Consider the following 14,697-nt stretch of genomic DNA (forward strand, 5'->3'; position numbering starts at 1 on the left):
ACAACACCGTGGGATACGCTGCGGGTGCCCTGCCAGTCGGGTAGGGCACCCGCAGCGTTTCGGTGAAGCCGGTGAGAATCCGGCGCTGTCCCGCAACTGTGAGCCCGGTGATCGGCCGGGCGAGCCAGGTCGGCCGGCGCAGCGGGCACGTACTGGTCCTCGGACGAAGGACGGTATCGTGCCGCAACTGTTTGTTGCAGCCGTGCTGTTTTCGTCCTCCGAGCCACGGAGGATGGCTGTGCCCACCACTTCCCGCAGGTTTCTCACCGCAGGCATCGCTGCGTTTGCGTTGGTGATCGCCGGCTGCAGTAGCAGTGACGACGCCTCGTCGTCCGAGGGCACCACGACAGTGTCGTCCGAGGGCACCGCGCCTGCTGTCTCCGGTACTCCGCAGGCCATCGTGTCGCTGAGCCCGACCACCACCGAAATGCTCTACGCCGTCGGTGCGGGAGACCAGGTGATCGCCGTCGACGACCAGTCGGACTACCCGGAAGGCGTCCCCGTCACCGATCTGTCGGGCTACAACCCCAACGTCGAGGCCATCCTCGGCTACGAACCCGATCTCGTCCTCGCCACCGCCGACAACGGCGACCTCGTCGCGGGACTCGAGAGCGCCGGTGTCGACACCCTGATCCTCCCTGCCGCCGCCACCCTCGACGACACCTACGCCCAGCTCGAGCAGGTCGGTGCCGCGACCGGCCACATCGGTGATGCGGCCGAACTCGTCGCGCAGATGCAGACCGAGATCGGTGAGATCGTAGGCTCGGTGCCCCAGCGTGAGACCCCGCTGCGCTACTACCACGAACTCGACAACACGTACTACAGCGTCACCGACGACACCTACCTCGGCGAGATCTACGCGATGCTGGGCCTGACCTCCATCGCGACCGGAGGTGACGGATACCCGCAGCTGTCGGCCGAGTTCATCGTCGAACAGAACCCCGACCTGATCTTCCTCGCAGACTCGCAGTGCTGTGGTGTCACACCCGAAACCGTCGCCGAACGCGCCGGCTGGGCGGAGCTCACCGCTGTCCGCGACGGGCAGGTCCACGTCCTCGACGAGGACATCGCGAGCCGGTGGGGTCCGCGTGTCGTCGACCTCGTACGTGAACTCGCCGCCATCGTCATCGCCGTCCCCGCGGGTCAGCCTGCACCGTGATCGCGTCGCGCCGCCGCGCACTCGTGCTGGGTGGCGCGGTGATCGTCCTTCTCGGAGCGATGCTCATCGGGATCCTCGTGGGTCCCGCCGGGCTCACTCCCCGCGGCGTGTTGCTCGACATTCTCGACACGCTTCCGTTCATCGACGTCGACTCGGGTCTGAGCACACGGCAGCAGGCCATTCTGTGGAACATCCGCATGCCCCGCGTGGTGCTCGGCGTGATCGTAGGGGCGATGCTCGCGATCGCCGGCGCCGCCTACCAGGGCGTCTTCCGTAATCCGCTCGCCGACCCGTATCTCCTCGGAGTCTCGAGCGGTGCCGGACTCGGCGCAACCATTGCCATCGTCGTGGGCGGAGCCGCCGGATTCGCAGGGGTCCCTGTCGCCGCGTTCGTGGGCGGAATGCTCGCGGTGGGCGCGACCTACGCACTCGGGCGCACCGTCGGGGGCAGCCGCACCGAGGTGATCATCATCCTCGCCGGTGTGGCGGTCGCGGCCTTCGCCAACGCCATCCAGACCTTCTTCATGCAGCTCCACGACGACACCTTGCGCCAGGTGTATTCGTGGATGCTCGGACGTCTGTCCACCGACGGATGGTCGGACGTGCGAACGGTGCTGCCGTACGTCCTCGTCTCCGTCGTCGTGATCATGCTGCACCGACGCACCCTCGACGTCATGTCGGTCGGCGACGTCGAAGCCTCGAGCCTGGGCATCGACCCGGCCCGGGTGCGACTGATCCTCGTGTGCATCGCGACGCTCGGCACCGCTGCCGTCGTCTCGGCGAGTGGCCTGATCGGATTCGTCGGCATCGTCATTCCCCATGCCGTCCGGCTGCTGATCGGTCCTGGGCACCGACTGCTGCTGCCGCTGTCGCTGATGGCCGGCGCCGCCTTCCTCGTTCTCGCCGACGTCCTGGCACGCACCGTGATGTCGCCGGCCGAACTGCCGATCGGTGTCGTGACCGCGGCGATCGGCGCGCCGTTCTTCCTCGTCGTGCTTCGCCGGAGCCGAGGTGTCGCATGAGTGCCGTCATGTGTCGCGGCCTGTGCGCGGAGCGCGGCGGCGTGCAGGTACTGCACGACGTCGACCTCGTCGTCGGTGCAGGGGAATGGGTGTCGCTCGTGGGCCCCAACGGCTCGGGCAAGACCACACTGCTGCACGCGCTCGCCGGACTGGTCCCCGCGCTCGGTGACGTCGAGGTCGCGGGGGTGACGCCTCGTCACTCGGGGCGTCGCGCTATCGCCCGCGCAGTCGCACTGATGCCGCAGCGACCCATCGTTCCCGAGGGCGTCACCGTGCGTGAGCTGATCCATCTCGGCCGCACCCCGCACATTCCCCGCTTCGGAAGCGAAACCCCGCGCGACCGCGAGATCGTCGAGCGAGTGATCACGCGACTCGAACTCGAGGACTTCGCGTCGCGGCTCGCGACCGCGCTGTCGGGTGGGGAACTGCAACGGGTCGTGCTGGCACGGGCGCTCGCGCAGCAACCGAATGTCCTCCTGCTGGACGAGCCGACCAGCGCCCTGGACATCGGGCATCAGCAGCAGGTGCTCGACCTCGTCGACTCGATGCGGCGTGAAGGGGAGCTGACGGTGATCGCGGCAATGCACGATCTCACGTCGGCGAGCCAATACGGTGAGCGTCTGATTCTGCTGAACCGAGGACGCGTCGTCGCCGACGGGGTGCCCGAAGAGGTGCTCACCGTCGACCGCATCGCCGACATCTACGGCGCACGGGTCGAGGTGCTCGACCGACCCGCGGGCCGGGCGGTGCTACCGCTGCGCGACCACCCGAAGGAGTGTTGATGGAGGTTGTGCTGCTGGGCACCGGTGCCGCAGACGGGTGGCCGAACCCGTTCTGCCGGTGCGGGTCGTGCGTGGACGCGGCGCGCAGGAACGACATTCGTGGTCAGACCGCAGCGTTGGTCGACAACACGCTCATGCTCGACTGCGGACCGGAGGCGCCGCGCGCGGCGGTGCGGTTCGGTCGGACCCTCGCGGATGTGCGCCACATCCTGCTCACCCACGCGCACCCGGATCACCTGGGCCCGCAGGCTCTGCTGTTCCGGTCGTGGGTCGACGCGGGGCACGCCCTCGAGGTGATCGGCCCGGCCGACGCCCTCGACGTGTGCCGGCCGTGGGTCGGGCCCGACGATCCGGTCCGGTTCGTGCCGGTCGCGGCGGGCGACGAACTGCCCGTCGGTGAGTACACGGTGCGGGTGCTGGCAGCGGAACACCGGGTGTTCCGCAACGGAGATGCCGTGCTGTACGACGTCACCGGGCCCGACGGGTCGCGGATCCTGTGGGCCTGCGACACCGGGCTGCTGCCCACGTCCTGGTTCGACGCGGTGCGTGACGCCGCGTTCGATGCAGTGTTCCTCGAGGAGACGTTCGGCGACCGCTCCGACCTGTCTTCGGGCCACCTGGGTTTGCCCGAGTTCGCGGAGACCGTCGAGGCTCTGCGCGGGTGCGGCGCCGTGGTGGACTCGACCGATGTCGTCGCGGTGCATCTGGGACATCACAACCCGCCGATCGCACAGCTTCGGGAACGGGTGCGGCACTGCGGTGCCCGCCTGGGAACCGATGGGGAGGTGCTACACATGGGATCCGGATCGTCGGGGTCCAGAACTCTCGTGCTCGGCGGGGTCCGCTCGGGCAAGTCGCGTCACGCGGAGGAACTGTCCGCGGCGTACGGGTCGGTGGTGTACGTCGCGACCGGTGGCACCCGCGAAGGCGACGAGGAATGGGCACACCGTGTCGCGCTGCACCGCGAGCGTCGGCCCGGCAGGTGGTCGACGATCGAAACCGTCGACGTCGCCGAGGTGTTGCGCGCCGCGACCGAGCCGCTGCTGATCGACTGCCTCGGCACATGGTTGACCGCGCGGCTCGATCTGCACGACGTGTGGAACGGCGGCGATGCGGCCGCGGTCGACACCGACATCGACGACCTGCTCGACGCGTGGAAAGCGTGCCGAGTGCCCGTGGTCGCGGTGAGCAACGAGGTGGGCAGCGGGGTGGTTCCGGCCACCGCTTCCGGGCGGTTGTTCCGTGATCTGCTCGGCCGACTCAACGCGTCGGTTGCGTCCGTGTCGGATTCGGTGACGCTGGTCGTCGCGGGCATCCCGATGCCGTTGCGCTGACACGCAACGCGCACAAATTGGACGTGGGCCACATTTCCTAGTTTCCGGCCTCGAATCGTGGCACACTGGATCCTCGGTGCCAGCGGGCAGAACATGGAGAGGAGGACTCGGATGCGTACCAGCCCATATCGGTGGAATGTATCGCGATCGATGATCCGACTCCTCGACCATGAAGTCGAAAAGTCCGGTCGACCAACCGGATTCAGCTGCTGACACCCCGATTCCCGGGGTGTGTGCGCCCCGGGTTGTCAATCGCCTCACGGTGATACCCCGGGCCGTTCACTCTTCGAGAATGTGCAATCCCAGAAGGACATGACGTCCCCGCTGCCTGCGTGGGACACACCTGTGCCGAGACGGCCCGGAAGGAGACAGACCGATGACCATGACTTTGGCAGACCTGCTTGCTCCCACCTACGACGCTCCCGACTGGGACGTCGCCGCATGCCGCGGTGACGCGCATCCCGACCGGTGGTTCCCGGACCCGAGCGAAGACTTCGACTACGCAGCCCGCGTGTGCGCTCGCTGCCCGATCCTCGATGCCTGCCGCACCTACGCTTCCGAGGACAAGCAGTCCGGCGTGTGGGGTGGCCACGAGTACCGCCGCGGCAAGATCATTCGCTGACGCTGCCGTTCGGGTGCGCGGTGCCCGCGTGAAAATGCTTGACCCCGACACCCGTTCGTGACCGTGTCAGAACGGGTTTCCGGTGCGTCCGACCAGATCGGCGACCGAATCGATGATTCGCGTCGGGCGGTAGGGATACCGCTCCACCGATGCATGAGTGCTGATACCGGTGAGCACGAGCAACGTCTGGAGCCCGGCTTCGAGGCCGCAGACGATGTCGGTGTCCATGCGATCGCCGATCATGAGTGTGTGTGCCGAGTGCGCGCCGATCGCCCGCAGCGCCGAGCGCATCATCAGGGCGTTGGGCTTACCGACGAAGTACGGGTCGCGACCGGTGGCACGGGTGATCAGCGCAGCGACCGAACCGGTCGCGGGCAGCGACCCCTCGGGCGACGGGCCCGTCGGGTCGGGGTTCGTCGCGATGAACCGCGCACCGCGTTCGACGAGCCGGATCGCGGTGGTGATCGCCTCGAACGAGTACGTTCGGGTCTCGCCGAGCACCACGTAGTCCGGGTCGCTGTCGGTCAGCACATAACCGATGTCGTGCAATGCCGTCGTCAGGCCTGATTCGCCGACGACATAGGCGCTTCCGCCGGGACGTTGATTCGCGAGGAATGTTGCCGTGGCCAGGGCCGACGTCCAGATGGAATCCTCGGGTACATCGAGGCCCGTCCTCAGGAGCCGCGCCCTCAGGTCGCGCGGGGTGCGGATCGAATTGTTGGTGAGCACCATGAACGGAATCTCGTGTGCGCGGAGCTCCGCGAGGAGCGCGTCGGCGCCGGGGATCAGTGCGTCCTCGTGTACGAGGACGCCGTCCATGTCCATGAGGTAGTTCCAGACAGGTGCGGTGGCGGGGTCATCGTCCGAACTCACCCGCTCAGTCTCTCACCGGAACGTCAGGCGAGCAGTCGATACAGGCCGATCAGCCCGACGACGACGATCACCGAGCGCAGTGCGACTGGTGACAGGCGCCGACCGTAGTGGGACCCGAGCCAGCCGCCGATGAGTGATCCCACCGCGATGAGCGCGGCGACGGTCCAGTTGATCCGATCGAACGCGACGAGAACATAGGACGCGGCGGCGACGACGTTCACGATCAACGACAGCAGGTTCTTCGCCGCGTTCTGTCGCTGGATGTGGTCGGTCAGTAGTGCGCCGAACAGCCCCATCAGGAGAATGCCTTGTGCGGCCGTGAAGTAGCCGCCGTAGATGCCCACCGCGAAAGTGCCGACGATCAGCAATGTCGTCCGCACCGGGCCGAGGCTGCCGTCGGTGTTCTCGCCTGTGCGCTGGAGAACCCATTTCTGGATCTTCGGCTGGAACACGACCAGAAACAGCGCAAAGATCAGCAGTATCGGCACCACGGTCTCGAACACGGTCTCCGGCAGGTGCAGGAGAAGCCATGCCCCCACCAAGGCTCCGACGAACGACGCGGGAATCTGCCAGCGTAGACGTGGCCACTGCCCCCGCAGTTCCTTCCGGTATCCCAAGGTTCCGGAGACTCCGCCGGCGATCAAGCCGATCGCGTTCGACATCGTCGCGGTCACGGGTGGTACGCCGAACGCAATCAATGTGGGAAACGTGATCAGGGTGCCGGAGCCGACGAGCGAATTGATCGCACCGGCTCCGACCCCGGCGAGGGCGATGAGGAACAGTTCGAGCGGAGTCACCGAGGGGAGTCTACGGATCGCCCGAATGTGTCGAGGGGGCGGTTGTGCGCGCGGAATTCGAGGTACGCATAACCATTCTCCCCTTCGACGACGGATGATGTGGACATGAACGTCGACAAGAATCCGGACCTCGCACACCTGGGCGTAGGTGTGGCTGCCGTACTGGTAGACACAGTCGGTCGTGCAGCGAGCCTGACCGAAAGACTTGCCCGCCGAGTTCCCGGTGTGGGCCCGGCACTGGACAGCCTCGAAGCGCGCGGCGCTGAGGCCCTCCGCGCCGCTGACGACATGACCGATCAGGTGCTGCGCGTCGTCATCCGGAAAGTCGTGACCGCCGCTCTACTCGAAGTGGACATCACGGCTGTCGTGCGAGACCACGTCGACCTCGATGCGATCGCCGAGGGAATCGACGTCGAGCGCATTATCGACCGTGTCGACGTGGAGAAGATAGTGGGGAAGGTCGACATCGACGGTATCGCCGCGCGGCTCGAACTCGCGCCGATCCTCGCGCGCGTCGATGTCGACGCTGTCGTCCAGCGCGTCGATGTCGACGCGGTCGTCCAGCGCGTCGATGTCGACGCGGTGATCCGCAGAGTCGATCTCGTCGGCCTGGCCGACACAGTCATCGACGGCGTCGATCTGCCCGCGATCATCCGAGAATCCACGGGCACGATGTCCACGGAAGCGGTGAACGGCGTGCGCAGTCAGGGGATGCGCGCGGACGACGCCGTCGCCGGATTCGTCGGCCGGGTGCTGCGCCGGCACCCCGAGAACAACGCGGTAGCGGAAGCGTGAACGTGCCTGGTGTGCAGCACCGACCCGCCGGCATCGTCACCCGAGGACTCGCGGCGGCACTGGACCTCGGCGTCGTCCTCGTGGCAATGGGTGGGCTGTACATGTCGTGGGTGTTCGTGCGGCTGTTGTTCTCGCCGCAGGATTTTTCGTTTCCCGATGTGCAGGTACTCATGTCGGTGAGCGTCTTCACGTCGATATCAGTGGTGTACCTGGCCGCGTGCTGGGCGACTACTGGCCGGACAATCGGTGCGATCGTTCTGGGACTACGGGTGATCGGCCGCAACGGTCGTCTCCTGGGCTGGCTGCGTGCCGTGCTGCGCGCGGCGTTCTGTGTGTTCGTCCCGGTCGGACTTCTCGTCGCAATAGTCCAGAGAAACAGGCGGTCGCTGCAGGACATCGTGCTGCGAACCGTGGTCGTCTACGACTGGGACCCCGCCACGACCGGCACCCCAGATCTGTGAGACCTCCGCTGTCGGCTCGGTGTGGGCATACTGCGGTGGGCATACTCGACGCAACTGCAGACGAAGGTAGGAGACGTTCGGTGGCACAGGCACTCAAGTTGGGTTACAAGGCATCAGCGGAACAGTTCGGGCCGCGTGAACTGGTGGAACTCGGGGTGCTCGCCGAGGCGCACGGGATGGATTCGGCGACGGTGTCGGATCATTTCCAGCCGTGGCGGCACAACGGTGGTCATGCCCCGTTCTCGTTGGCGTGGATGACGGCGGTGGGGGAGCGCACGGAGCGGTTACAGTTGGGGACCTCGGTGCTCACGCCGACGTTTCGGTACAACCCGGCGGTGATCGCGCAGGCGTTCGCGACGATGGGGTGTCTGTATCCGGGGCGGGTGATGTTGGGGGTGGGGACCGGTGAGGCGCTCAACGAGATCGCTACGGGGTACAGCGATGCGTGGCCGGAGTTCAAGGAGCGGTTTGCGCGTCTGCGGGAGTCGGTGCGGTTGATGCGGGAGTTGTGGACCGGGGAGCGTGTCGATTTCGAGGGGGAGTTCTATCGGACGGTGGGGGCGTCGATCTATGACGTGCCCGAGGGTGGGATTCCGGTGTATGTGGCGGCGGGTGGTCCGGTGGTGGCGCGGTATGCGGGTCGGGCGGGGGATGGGTTCATCTGTACTTCGGGTAAGGGTATGGAGTTGTATACGGACAAGTTGTTGCCTGCGGTGGCCGAGGGTGCGGGGAAGGCCGGGCGTGATGTGTCGGGGATCGACAGGATGATCGAGATCAAGATTTCGTATGACACGGATCCGGAACTGGCGCTCGAGAATACGCGGTTCTGGGCGCCGTTGTCGTTGTCGGCGGAGCAGAAGCACAGTATCGAGGATCCGGTGGAGATGGAGGCGGCGGCGGATGCGTTGCCGATCGAGCAGGTGGCGAAGCGGTGGATTGTGGCGTCGGATCCGGATGTGGCGGTGGAGCAGGTGAAGGCGTATGTGGATGCGGGGTTGAATCATTTGGTGTTTCATGCGCCGGGTCATGATCAGAGGCGGTTTTTGGAGTTGTTCGAGCGGGATCTGGCTCCGCGGCTGCGCGCACTGGCCTGAATTCGGATCATGCGGGCCGCACCGCGCATCCGTGCGGCCCGCACTCCGCGCATCCGTGCGGCCCGCACTCCGCGCATCCGTGCGGCCCGCACTCCGCGCATCCGTGCGGCCCGCACTAGGGTGAGATCCATGAGCGCCAGCGCAGGGTCAGTGTCGAGCATCTACATCGCGGCCCCCGAGGGTGATACCGGAAAATCGGCCGTTGCGCTGGGTGTACTGCAGATGTTGTGCGCCTCCACGGCCCGCGTCGGGGTGTTCCGGCCCATCGCCCGCACCGACAGCGACACGGACTACATTCTCGAACTTCTCCTCGAATACACCACCGTCGACCTCGACTACGACGACTGCATCGGCGTCACCTACGACGATGTTCATACCGATCCCGAGGCCGCGCTCAGCGACATCGTGAGCAAGTACCATGCGGTCGCCGACCGTTGCGATGCGGTGGTCATCGTCGGCAGCGACTACACCGAGATAGCGAATCCCAGCGAGCTGTCGTACAACGCGCGGATCGCCGCGAACCTCGACGCACCCGTCCTGCTCGTCCTGCGCGGTTCGGGGCGTACCCCCGACGAGATAGCCCAGGTCACCGCGGTGTGCGCGCACGAACTGTCGGCGCACCACGCCCACCTCGCCGGAACCGTCGTCAACCGCTGCGACCCGGACCGCCTCGACGACGTCACTGCGGCGCTCGCCGGCCGCACCGAAACCGTGTGGGCGCTACCCGAGACCCCGATTCTGATGGCCCCGACGATGGGTGAGCTGCAGATCGCCATCGATGGTGAGCTCTACAGTGGCGACTCGGACCTGCTGCAACGCGAGGTGCTGCGCATCATGGTCGGCGGCATGACAGCCGAGCACATCCTCGAACGCCTCACCGAAGGCGTGGTGGTGATCGTACCGGCAGACCGGACCGACGTCATCCTCGCACTCGTCAATGCCAATGCGGCAGAGGGATTCCCGACTCTCGCGGGCATCATCATGAACGGTGGGCTGCTGCCCCACCCGGCCATCGCGCAACTCGTCGCGGGTCTCAGGCCGAGCCTCCCGATCCTTACCACCGCGCTGGGTACCTTCGATACAGCGTCGGCGGCCGACCGCACACGAGGACGCATGGCGCTGTCGGCGCAGCGCAAGATCGAGACCGCGCTCGCCCTGATGGAGCAGCATGTGGACGCCTCGGAACTGCTCGAGCGTCTGCGCTTGCCGCGTCCCTCGGTGACGACCCCTCAGATGTTCGAATATCAGCTCATCGACCGGGCACGCGAACAGCGACGTCACATCGTGCTGCCCGAGGGTGGCGACGACAGGGTTCTGCGTGCCGCAGGGCGGGTCCTGCAGCGACGCATCGCCGACCTGACCATCCTCGGTGACGAGGCGGTGGTTCGCCAGCGCGCCGCCGAGCTCGGCATCGACATCTCGGCGGCGAACATCGACGATCCGCGCACGTCCACGCACATCGACACGTTCGCCGAGGAGTACACGCGGCTGCGGGCCCACAAAGGTATGACCGTCGAACGAGCCCGAGAAATCATGGGCGACATATCGTACTTCGCCACGATGATGGTTCATCTCGGGGTCGCGGACGGCATGGTGTCCGGTGCTGCCCACACCACCGCGCACACGATCCGGCCCTCCTTCGAGATCATCAAGACCGAACCGGGCGTATCGACGGTGTCGAGCATCTTCCTGATGTGCCTGTCGGATCGCGTACTCGCCTACGGCGACTGCGCCGTGGTGCCCGACCCCACCGCCGACCAGCTCGCCGACATCGCGATCTCGTCGGCAACCACCGCGGCGCGATTCGGTATCGAACCGCGCATCGCAATGCTCTCGTACTCGACCGGCGAATCCGGCTCGGGTGCCGACGTCGACAAGGTTCGCACCGCAACTGCTCTCGTGCGGGAACGGCGACCGGACCTGCCGGTGGAAGGGCCGATCCAGTACGACGCTGCGATCGAACCGTCGGTGGCCAGCACGAAACTTCCCGAATCCGCGGTGGCGGGGAAGGCGACCGTCTTCATCTTCCCCGACCTGAACACCGGCAACAACACCTATAAGGCGGTGCAGCGCAGCGCAGGCGCGGTCGCTGTCGGCCCCGTGCTCCAGGGTCTGAACAAGCCCGTCAACGACCTGTCGCGCGGTGCGCTCATCCAGGACATCGTCAACACCGTCGCGATCACCGCAATCCAAGCCCAGGGAGATGCCCAGTGAGTGCTCCGAACCCGCTGACAGCCGGCACCGTCCTCGTGCTCAACTCCGGCTCGTCGTCGATCAAATTCCAGCTCATCGACCCCGAGACAGCGGAGGCGCCGGCATACGGGCTCATCGAACGGATCGGTGAACCCGACGGGCGCATCATCTTCCACCACACGACGGGAACCGACGAACACCTCGGCGAGATTCCCGATCACCGGTTCGGTCTGCGCAAGGTTCTCGAGATGCTCGAAGGACTCGGCCGCCCGCTCGAAGAGGTCGGGATCGTCGCTGTCGGGCACCGACTCGTCCACGGCGGAGACCGGTTCTACGAACCGACACTCATCGACGACTCGGTGGTGCAGGCCGTCTCCGACCTGTCCGTGCTCGCACCCCTGCACAACCCCGCGAACGTCGTCGGTATGGAGGTGGCCCGCGAAGAGCTGCCCGACGTACCTCACGTGGGCGTGTTCGACACCGCGTTCTTCCACTCGCTGCCTGCCGCGGCAGCGACCTATGCGATCGACCGGGACATCGCGCGGGAGAACGGAGTTCGCCGATACGGATTCCACGGAACCTCCCACGAATACGTCTCGAACCGTGCCGCCGAGTTCCTCGGCCGCCGATACGGTGAGCTGAATCAGGTGGTGCTGCACCTCGGGAACGGTGCGTCGGCGTCCGCGATCGCCGGTGGCCGCCCGCTCGACACATCGATGGGCCTGACGCCCCTCGAAGGACTCGTGATGGGCACGCGCAGCGGCGACATCGACCCCGGTGTCCTGATGCACCTCAACCGTGCCGCGGGGATGAACGTCGACGAGATCGACCGCGTCCTCAACCGCAGTTCCGGATTGAAAGGTCTGTCGGGCGTCAACGACTTCCGTGCGCTCCTCGGGCTGATCGCCGACGGCGACGCCGACGCAAAGCTCGCCTACGATGTGTACGTGCACCGTCTGAAGAAGTACATCGGTGCCTATCTCGCGATCCTCGGCGGAATCGACACCATCGTGTTCACCGGTGGAGTGGGGGAGAACAACATCGACGTCCGCCGCGACAGCCTCGCGGGGCTCGAGCGACTCGGAATCGTCGTCGACCCGGAACGCAACGAGGCATCCGGTGGCGGCGATCGCCGCATCTCGGCAGATGACTCACAAGTCGAGGTGCTCGTGATACCCACCAACGAGGAGCTCGCCATCGCGCGGGCCGCCGTAGCATTCGCCTAGCGGTCCGCTAGAGCAGGCTCCGCGGGCGGATGGCGTTGGCGAGGTCGACGAGTGTGTAGCGATGCATGCGGGCCGGTGCCTGCCTTGCAAGCTGACGCAATGCGGCCTCGGTGCCTCGCCGCAACCCCCGCTCGGTGAACGGCACATCCAGGAAGCGGGTGTGTTCGTGCCGGGATCTGTTGCCGGCGCGCACCCACTCGAGCGCGGTGCTGAGTACGAGCGCCTCCATCTGGAGGGCGCGCCCCTCGTCCGGCGGTAGTGCAGACACCCGCCGCGCGGCCTCGCGGAGGTCGGATTCGGTGATCGACTCGATGTCGCTGTCGCGCAATAGGATCAGCGTGCTCGTCATGTTCGCCGCGCTGTGATGACGCGACGTGGCCGGCACCTGGTCGAGGATCTCCACAGCCGAGGTGAGATTTCCGTGCGCGGTGAGTTGACGCGCCAAACCGAATGCGGCACTGACGATGTTGTGGTCGGTACGCCACACCGTGCGATAGGACTCCTCGCAGAATCGTCGCCACGCCGACGGATCGTCGCTCTCCCAATGTTGAAGGATCAGCTCGGAAGTGGCGGCCAGGGCCAGCTTGGGTGCCAGCTCACCCGGCAACGCCACGAGGACCTTCTCGAATCTCCCGAATGCAACCTCGAAATCCTCCAGGAGCACCGACGCGAGTCCCGCGTACCAGTCGATGCGCCAGTCGGCACCGATGTCGTTCTCCAGACGTTGGAGGATCTCGACGGCGTGTTCGGCTTCCCCGAGATCGAGGTAGGCGCGTGTCTCGGCGAGGGTGAGCTCGCGGGAGAAGGCCACACCTGCGGTCCCGACGACACGCTCGATGCCGCTCTCGCGGGCGTGCCGCAGCGAGTCGAGGGTCTGTTGCGGTTCACTGTGCACCGCGGCGGCGAGCAGCGCCGCACTCGGATCGTTCGGATCGATCAGCGGAACAGGAAGTGCCGCAGCAACATCACGTGATTCGATCGTGGGGTTCCGCTCGACCCCGTCGGCATACACATCGGTCTGCGCGACCGCCTCGTCGGTCCCGAAAGTGGTGCGCGGAGGACTGAACATGCGCGACAGACCGGGGTGTTCGCTGCTGGTCTTCTGCGACAGGATCTCCCTGAGGACCCCCGTCAGCTGACCTGCGAGCTCGTCGGCCGACGCGAAACGCTGATCCGGATCGGGATCGGTGGCGCGCAGCAACAGCCGGTGGAACGAGTCGTGTTCCGCGAGAAGCGGTGCCTCGACGGGTGTGGGCAGTCCGTCCAGATAGCGTCCTTTGTCGGAGGGCATGTCGAGGGTCAGTACCGCGAGGGTGCGCCCGACCGTGTAGATGTCGCTGGCCACCGTCGGCCCCGTCCGTACGATCTCGGGTGCCTGGTAGCCGGGCGTGCCGTACAGGTACCCGTAGTCCTCGATTCCCGCGACGGCACCGAGATCGATGAGCTTGAGTTGCTCGTCGGTGACCATGATGTTCTCGGGTTTGAGGTCGTTGTAGACCAACCCGATCTCGTGCAGGTAGCCGAGCGCGGGCAGTGTCTCGAGGAGATAGCCGATGGCCTGCTCGACGGGCATCCGCTTGTCGGGATACGTACCGAGCACCTCGCGGAGCGAGTTACCGCCCACATACTCCATGACGATGTACCCCATCGGGGTGCCGTCCGGCTGCGGGTGTTCGACGAAATTGTAGATCCGGACGATGCTCGGATGGCTCACCTCGGCGAGGAACTGCTTCTCCGCGACCGCCACTGCCTGAGCCTCCGCGTCACCGCTGTGCAGAAGTCCTTTGAGAACGACCCACCGGTCGCTGACATTCCGGTCGATTGCGAGGAAGATCCAGCCGAGCCCGCCGTGTGCGATGCAGCCTTGCACCTCGTATTGACCCGCGACCAGCGAACCCGGCTGCAATGCGGGCGTGAACTCGAACCGCGACCCACATTTCGGGCAGTGCCCGGACGTGGAACCCGGGCCCTTCGGGGTGCTGCGGCCCACCGGAGTACCGCACTTCCAGCAGAATCGTTTCCCCTCGGCCACATGGGGATTGCGCAATATCGCCGACGCAGGATCAACGGGCGAGGGGACGGGCACATCGACCAGATCCGCGACCCGCCGCCGGAGGTGTCCGCGCGAGCGCGAACGCCGAGTCGACGACCGTTGCGACGGAGTGCTCGCGTGCGGTGCCGAATCGGGCAGTGGTGATCGTTGCGTCGCTCGCGTCGCACTTCCGGGGGCCGGGGCCGCCGTCGCACTGCGTTCGGTTGCCGGGGCGGCGGGCTGGGTCACGGGGCCGGAGTCGGGTTCTTCGGGGGCATCTGGTGGTTCGGTGCCGGACATTGTCACC

General features: G+C 66.4%; 13 protein-coding genes and 1 riboswitch. Of the genes, 10 read left to right on the forward strand and 3 right to left on the reverse strand.

The annotated features are described in order from the left end of the window. Positions 1-5: 5 nt before the first annotated feature. Positions 6-152, forward strand: a riboswitch (cobalamin riboswitch). Between the two features lie 80 nt (positions 153-232). The 5 genes from ACZ46K_RS12200 to ACZ46K_RS12220 all read left to right on the forward strand — a co-directional run bounded on the left by ACZ46K_RS12200 (position 233) and on the right by ACZ46K_RS12220 (position 4,919). Then, a complete protein-coding gene (locus ACZ46K_RS12200; RefSeq protein ID WP_464748442.1) occupies positions 233-1,159 on the forward strand; it encodes an ABC transporter substrate-binding protein in 927 nt (308 codons plus the stop codon). 59 nt (positions 1,160-1,218) lie between these two features. Further along, the gene (locus tag ACZ46K_RS12205) at positions 1,219-2,181 is read left to right on the forward strand and encodes a FecCD family ABC transporter permease (protein ID WP_464749299.1); all 963 of its coding nucleotides are present in this window, start codon (positions 1,219-1,221) and stop codon (positions 2,179-2,181) included. Beyond that, positions 2,178-2,963: an ABC transporter ATP-binding protein gene (locus ACZ46K_RS12210; RefSeq protein ID WP_464748444.1), complete on the forward strand. Its 786-nt coding sequence runs from the start codon at positions 2,178-2,180 to the stop codon at positions 2,961-2,963. Before ACZ46K_RS12205 ends, ACZ46K_RS12210 begins: the two co-directional genes overlap by 4 nt. Further along, positions 2,963-4,297: a bifunctional adenosylcobinamide kinase/adenosylcobinamide-phosphate guanylyltransferase gene (cobU, locus tag ACZ46K_RS12215; RefSeq protein WP_464748446.1), complete on the forward strand. Its 1,335-nt coding sequence runs from the start codon at positions 2,963-2,965 to the stop codon at positions 4,295-4,297. Before ACZ46K_RS12210 ends, cobU begins: the two co-directional genes overlap by 1 nt. A gap of 376 nt (positions 4,298-4,673) precedes the next feature. Next, on the forward strand, positions 4,674-4,919 hold the full coding sequence (locus ACZ46K_RS12220) for a WhiB family transcriptional regulator (protein WP_054807518.1): 246 nt from the start codon (positions 4,674-4,676) through the stop codon (positions 4,917-4,919). A 66-nt stretch (positions 4,920-4,985) separates the two neighbouring features. Here the strand turns inward: ACZ46K_RS12220 and ACZ46K_RS12225 are convergent, their stop codons facing one another. Then, positions 4,986-5,744, reverse strand: coding sequence for an HAD-IIA family hydrolase (locus tag ACZ46K_RS12225; RefSeq protein WP_054807522.1), 759 nt, complete (start codon positions 5,742-5,744; stop codon positions 4,986-4,988). A gap of 71 nt (positions 5,745-5,815) precedes the next feature. Further along, on the reverse strand, positions 5,816-6,589 hold the full coding sequence (locus ACZ46K_RS12230; RefSeq protein WP_054807519.1) for a sulfite exporter TauE/SafE family protein: 774 nt from the start codon (positions 6,587-6,589) through the stop codon (positions 5,816-5,818). Between the two features lie 105 nt (positions 6,590-6,694). Here ACZ46K_RS12230 and ACZ46K_RS12235 point away from each other — a divergent pair, with 105 nt between their 5' ends. The 5 genes from ACZ46K_RS12235 to ACZ46K_RS12255 all read left to right on the forward strand — a co-directional run bounded on the left by ACZ46K_RS12235 (position 6,695) and on the right by ACZ46K_RS12255 (position 12,358). Then, the gene (locus ACZ46K_RS12235) at positions 6,695-7,384 is read left to right on the forward strand and encodes a hypothetical protein (RefSeq protein WP_464748448.1); all 690 of its coding nucleotides are present in this window, start codon (positions 6,695-6,697) and stop codon (positions 7,382-7,384) included. Positions 7,385-7,386: 2 nt separating this feature from the next. After that, the gene (locus ACZ46K_RS12240; protein ID WP_464748450.1) at positions 7,387-7,845 is read left to right on the forward strand and encodes an RDD family protein; all 459 of its coding nucleotides are present in this window, start codon (positions 7,387-7,389) and stop codon (positions 7,843-7,845) included. An 80-nt stretch (positions 7,846-7,925) separates the two neighbouring features. Next, on the forward strand, positions 7,926-8,939 hold the full coding sequence (gene fgd, locus ACZ46K_RS12245; RefSeq protein WP_464748452.1) for a glucose-6-phosphate dehydrogenase (coenzyme-F420): 1,014 nt from the start codon (positions 7,926-7,928) through the stop codon (positions 8,937-8,939). A gap of 129 nt (positions 8,940-9,068) precedes the next feature. After that, entirely contained in the window at positions 9,069-11,153 is a 2,085-nt protein-coding gene (pta, locus tag ACZ46K_RS12250) for a phosphate acetyltransferase (RefSeq protein WP_464748454.1), read from the forward strand. A 14-nt stretch (positions 11,154-11,167) separates the two neighbouring features. After that, positions 11,168-12,358, forward strand: coding sequence for an acetate kinase (locus tag ACZ46K_RS12255; protein WP_464749300.1), 1,191 nt, complete (start codon positions 11,168-11,170; stop codon positions 12,356-12,358). A gap of 7 nt (positions 12,359-12,365) precedes the next feature. Here the strand turns inward: ACZ46K_RS12255 and ACZ46K_RS12260 are convergent, their stop codons facing one another. Further along, a complete protein-coding gene (locus ACZ46K_RS12260) occupies positions 12,366-14,690 on the reverse strand; it encodes a serine/threonine-protein kinase (protein ID WP_464748456.1) in 2,325 nt (774 codons plus the stop codon). Positions 14,691-14,697 lie beyond the last annotated feature (7 nt).

The sequence above is a fragment of the Rhodococcus sp. JCM 9793 genome (genome assembly GCF_055380405.1).

Coding starts and splice junctions, on each gene's coding strand:
- ACZ46K_RS12200 (WP_464748442.1), top strand. CDS start 233: ATGGCTGTGCCCACCACTTCCCGCAGGTTTCTCACCGCAGGCATCGCT.
- ACZ46K_RS12205 (WP_464749299.1), top strand. CDS start 1,219: ATGCTCATCGGGATCCTCGTGGGTCCCGCCGGGCTCACTCCCCGCGGC.
- ACZ46K_RS12210 (WP_464748444.1), top strand. CDS start 2,178: ATGAGTGCCGTCATGTGTCGCGGCCTGTGCGCGGAGCGCGGCGGCGTG.
- cobU (WP_464748446.1), top strand. CDS start 2,963: ATGGAGGTTGTGCTGCTGGGCACCGGTGCCGCAGACGGGTGGCCGAAC.
- ACZ46K_RS12220 (WP_054807518.1), top strand. CDS start 4,674: ATGACCATGACTTTGGCAGACCTGCTTGCTCCCACCTACGACGCTCCC.
- ACZ46K_RS12225 (WP_054807522.1), bottom strand. CDS start 5,744: ATGGACATGGACGGCGTCCTCGTACACGAGGACGCACTGATCCCCGGC.
- ACZ46K_RS12235 (WP_464748448.1), top strand. CDS start 6,695: ATGAACGTCGACAAGAATCCGGACCTCGCACACCTGGGCGTAGGTGTG.
- pta (WP_464748454.1), top strand. CDS start 9,069: ATGAGCGCCAGCGCAGGGTCAGTGTCGAGCATCTACATCGCGGCCCCC.
- ACZ46K_RS12260 (WP_464748456.1), bottom strand. CDS start 14,690: ATGTCCGGCACCGAACCACCAGATGCCCCCGAAGAACCCGACTCCGGC.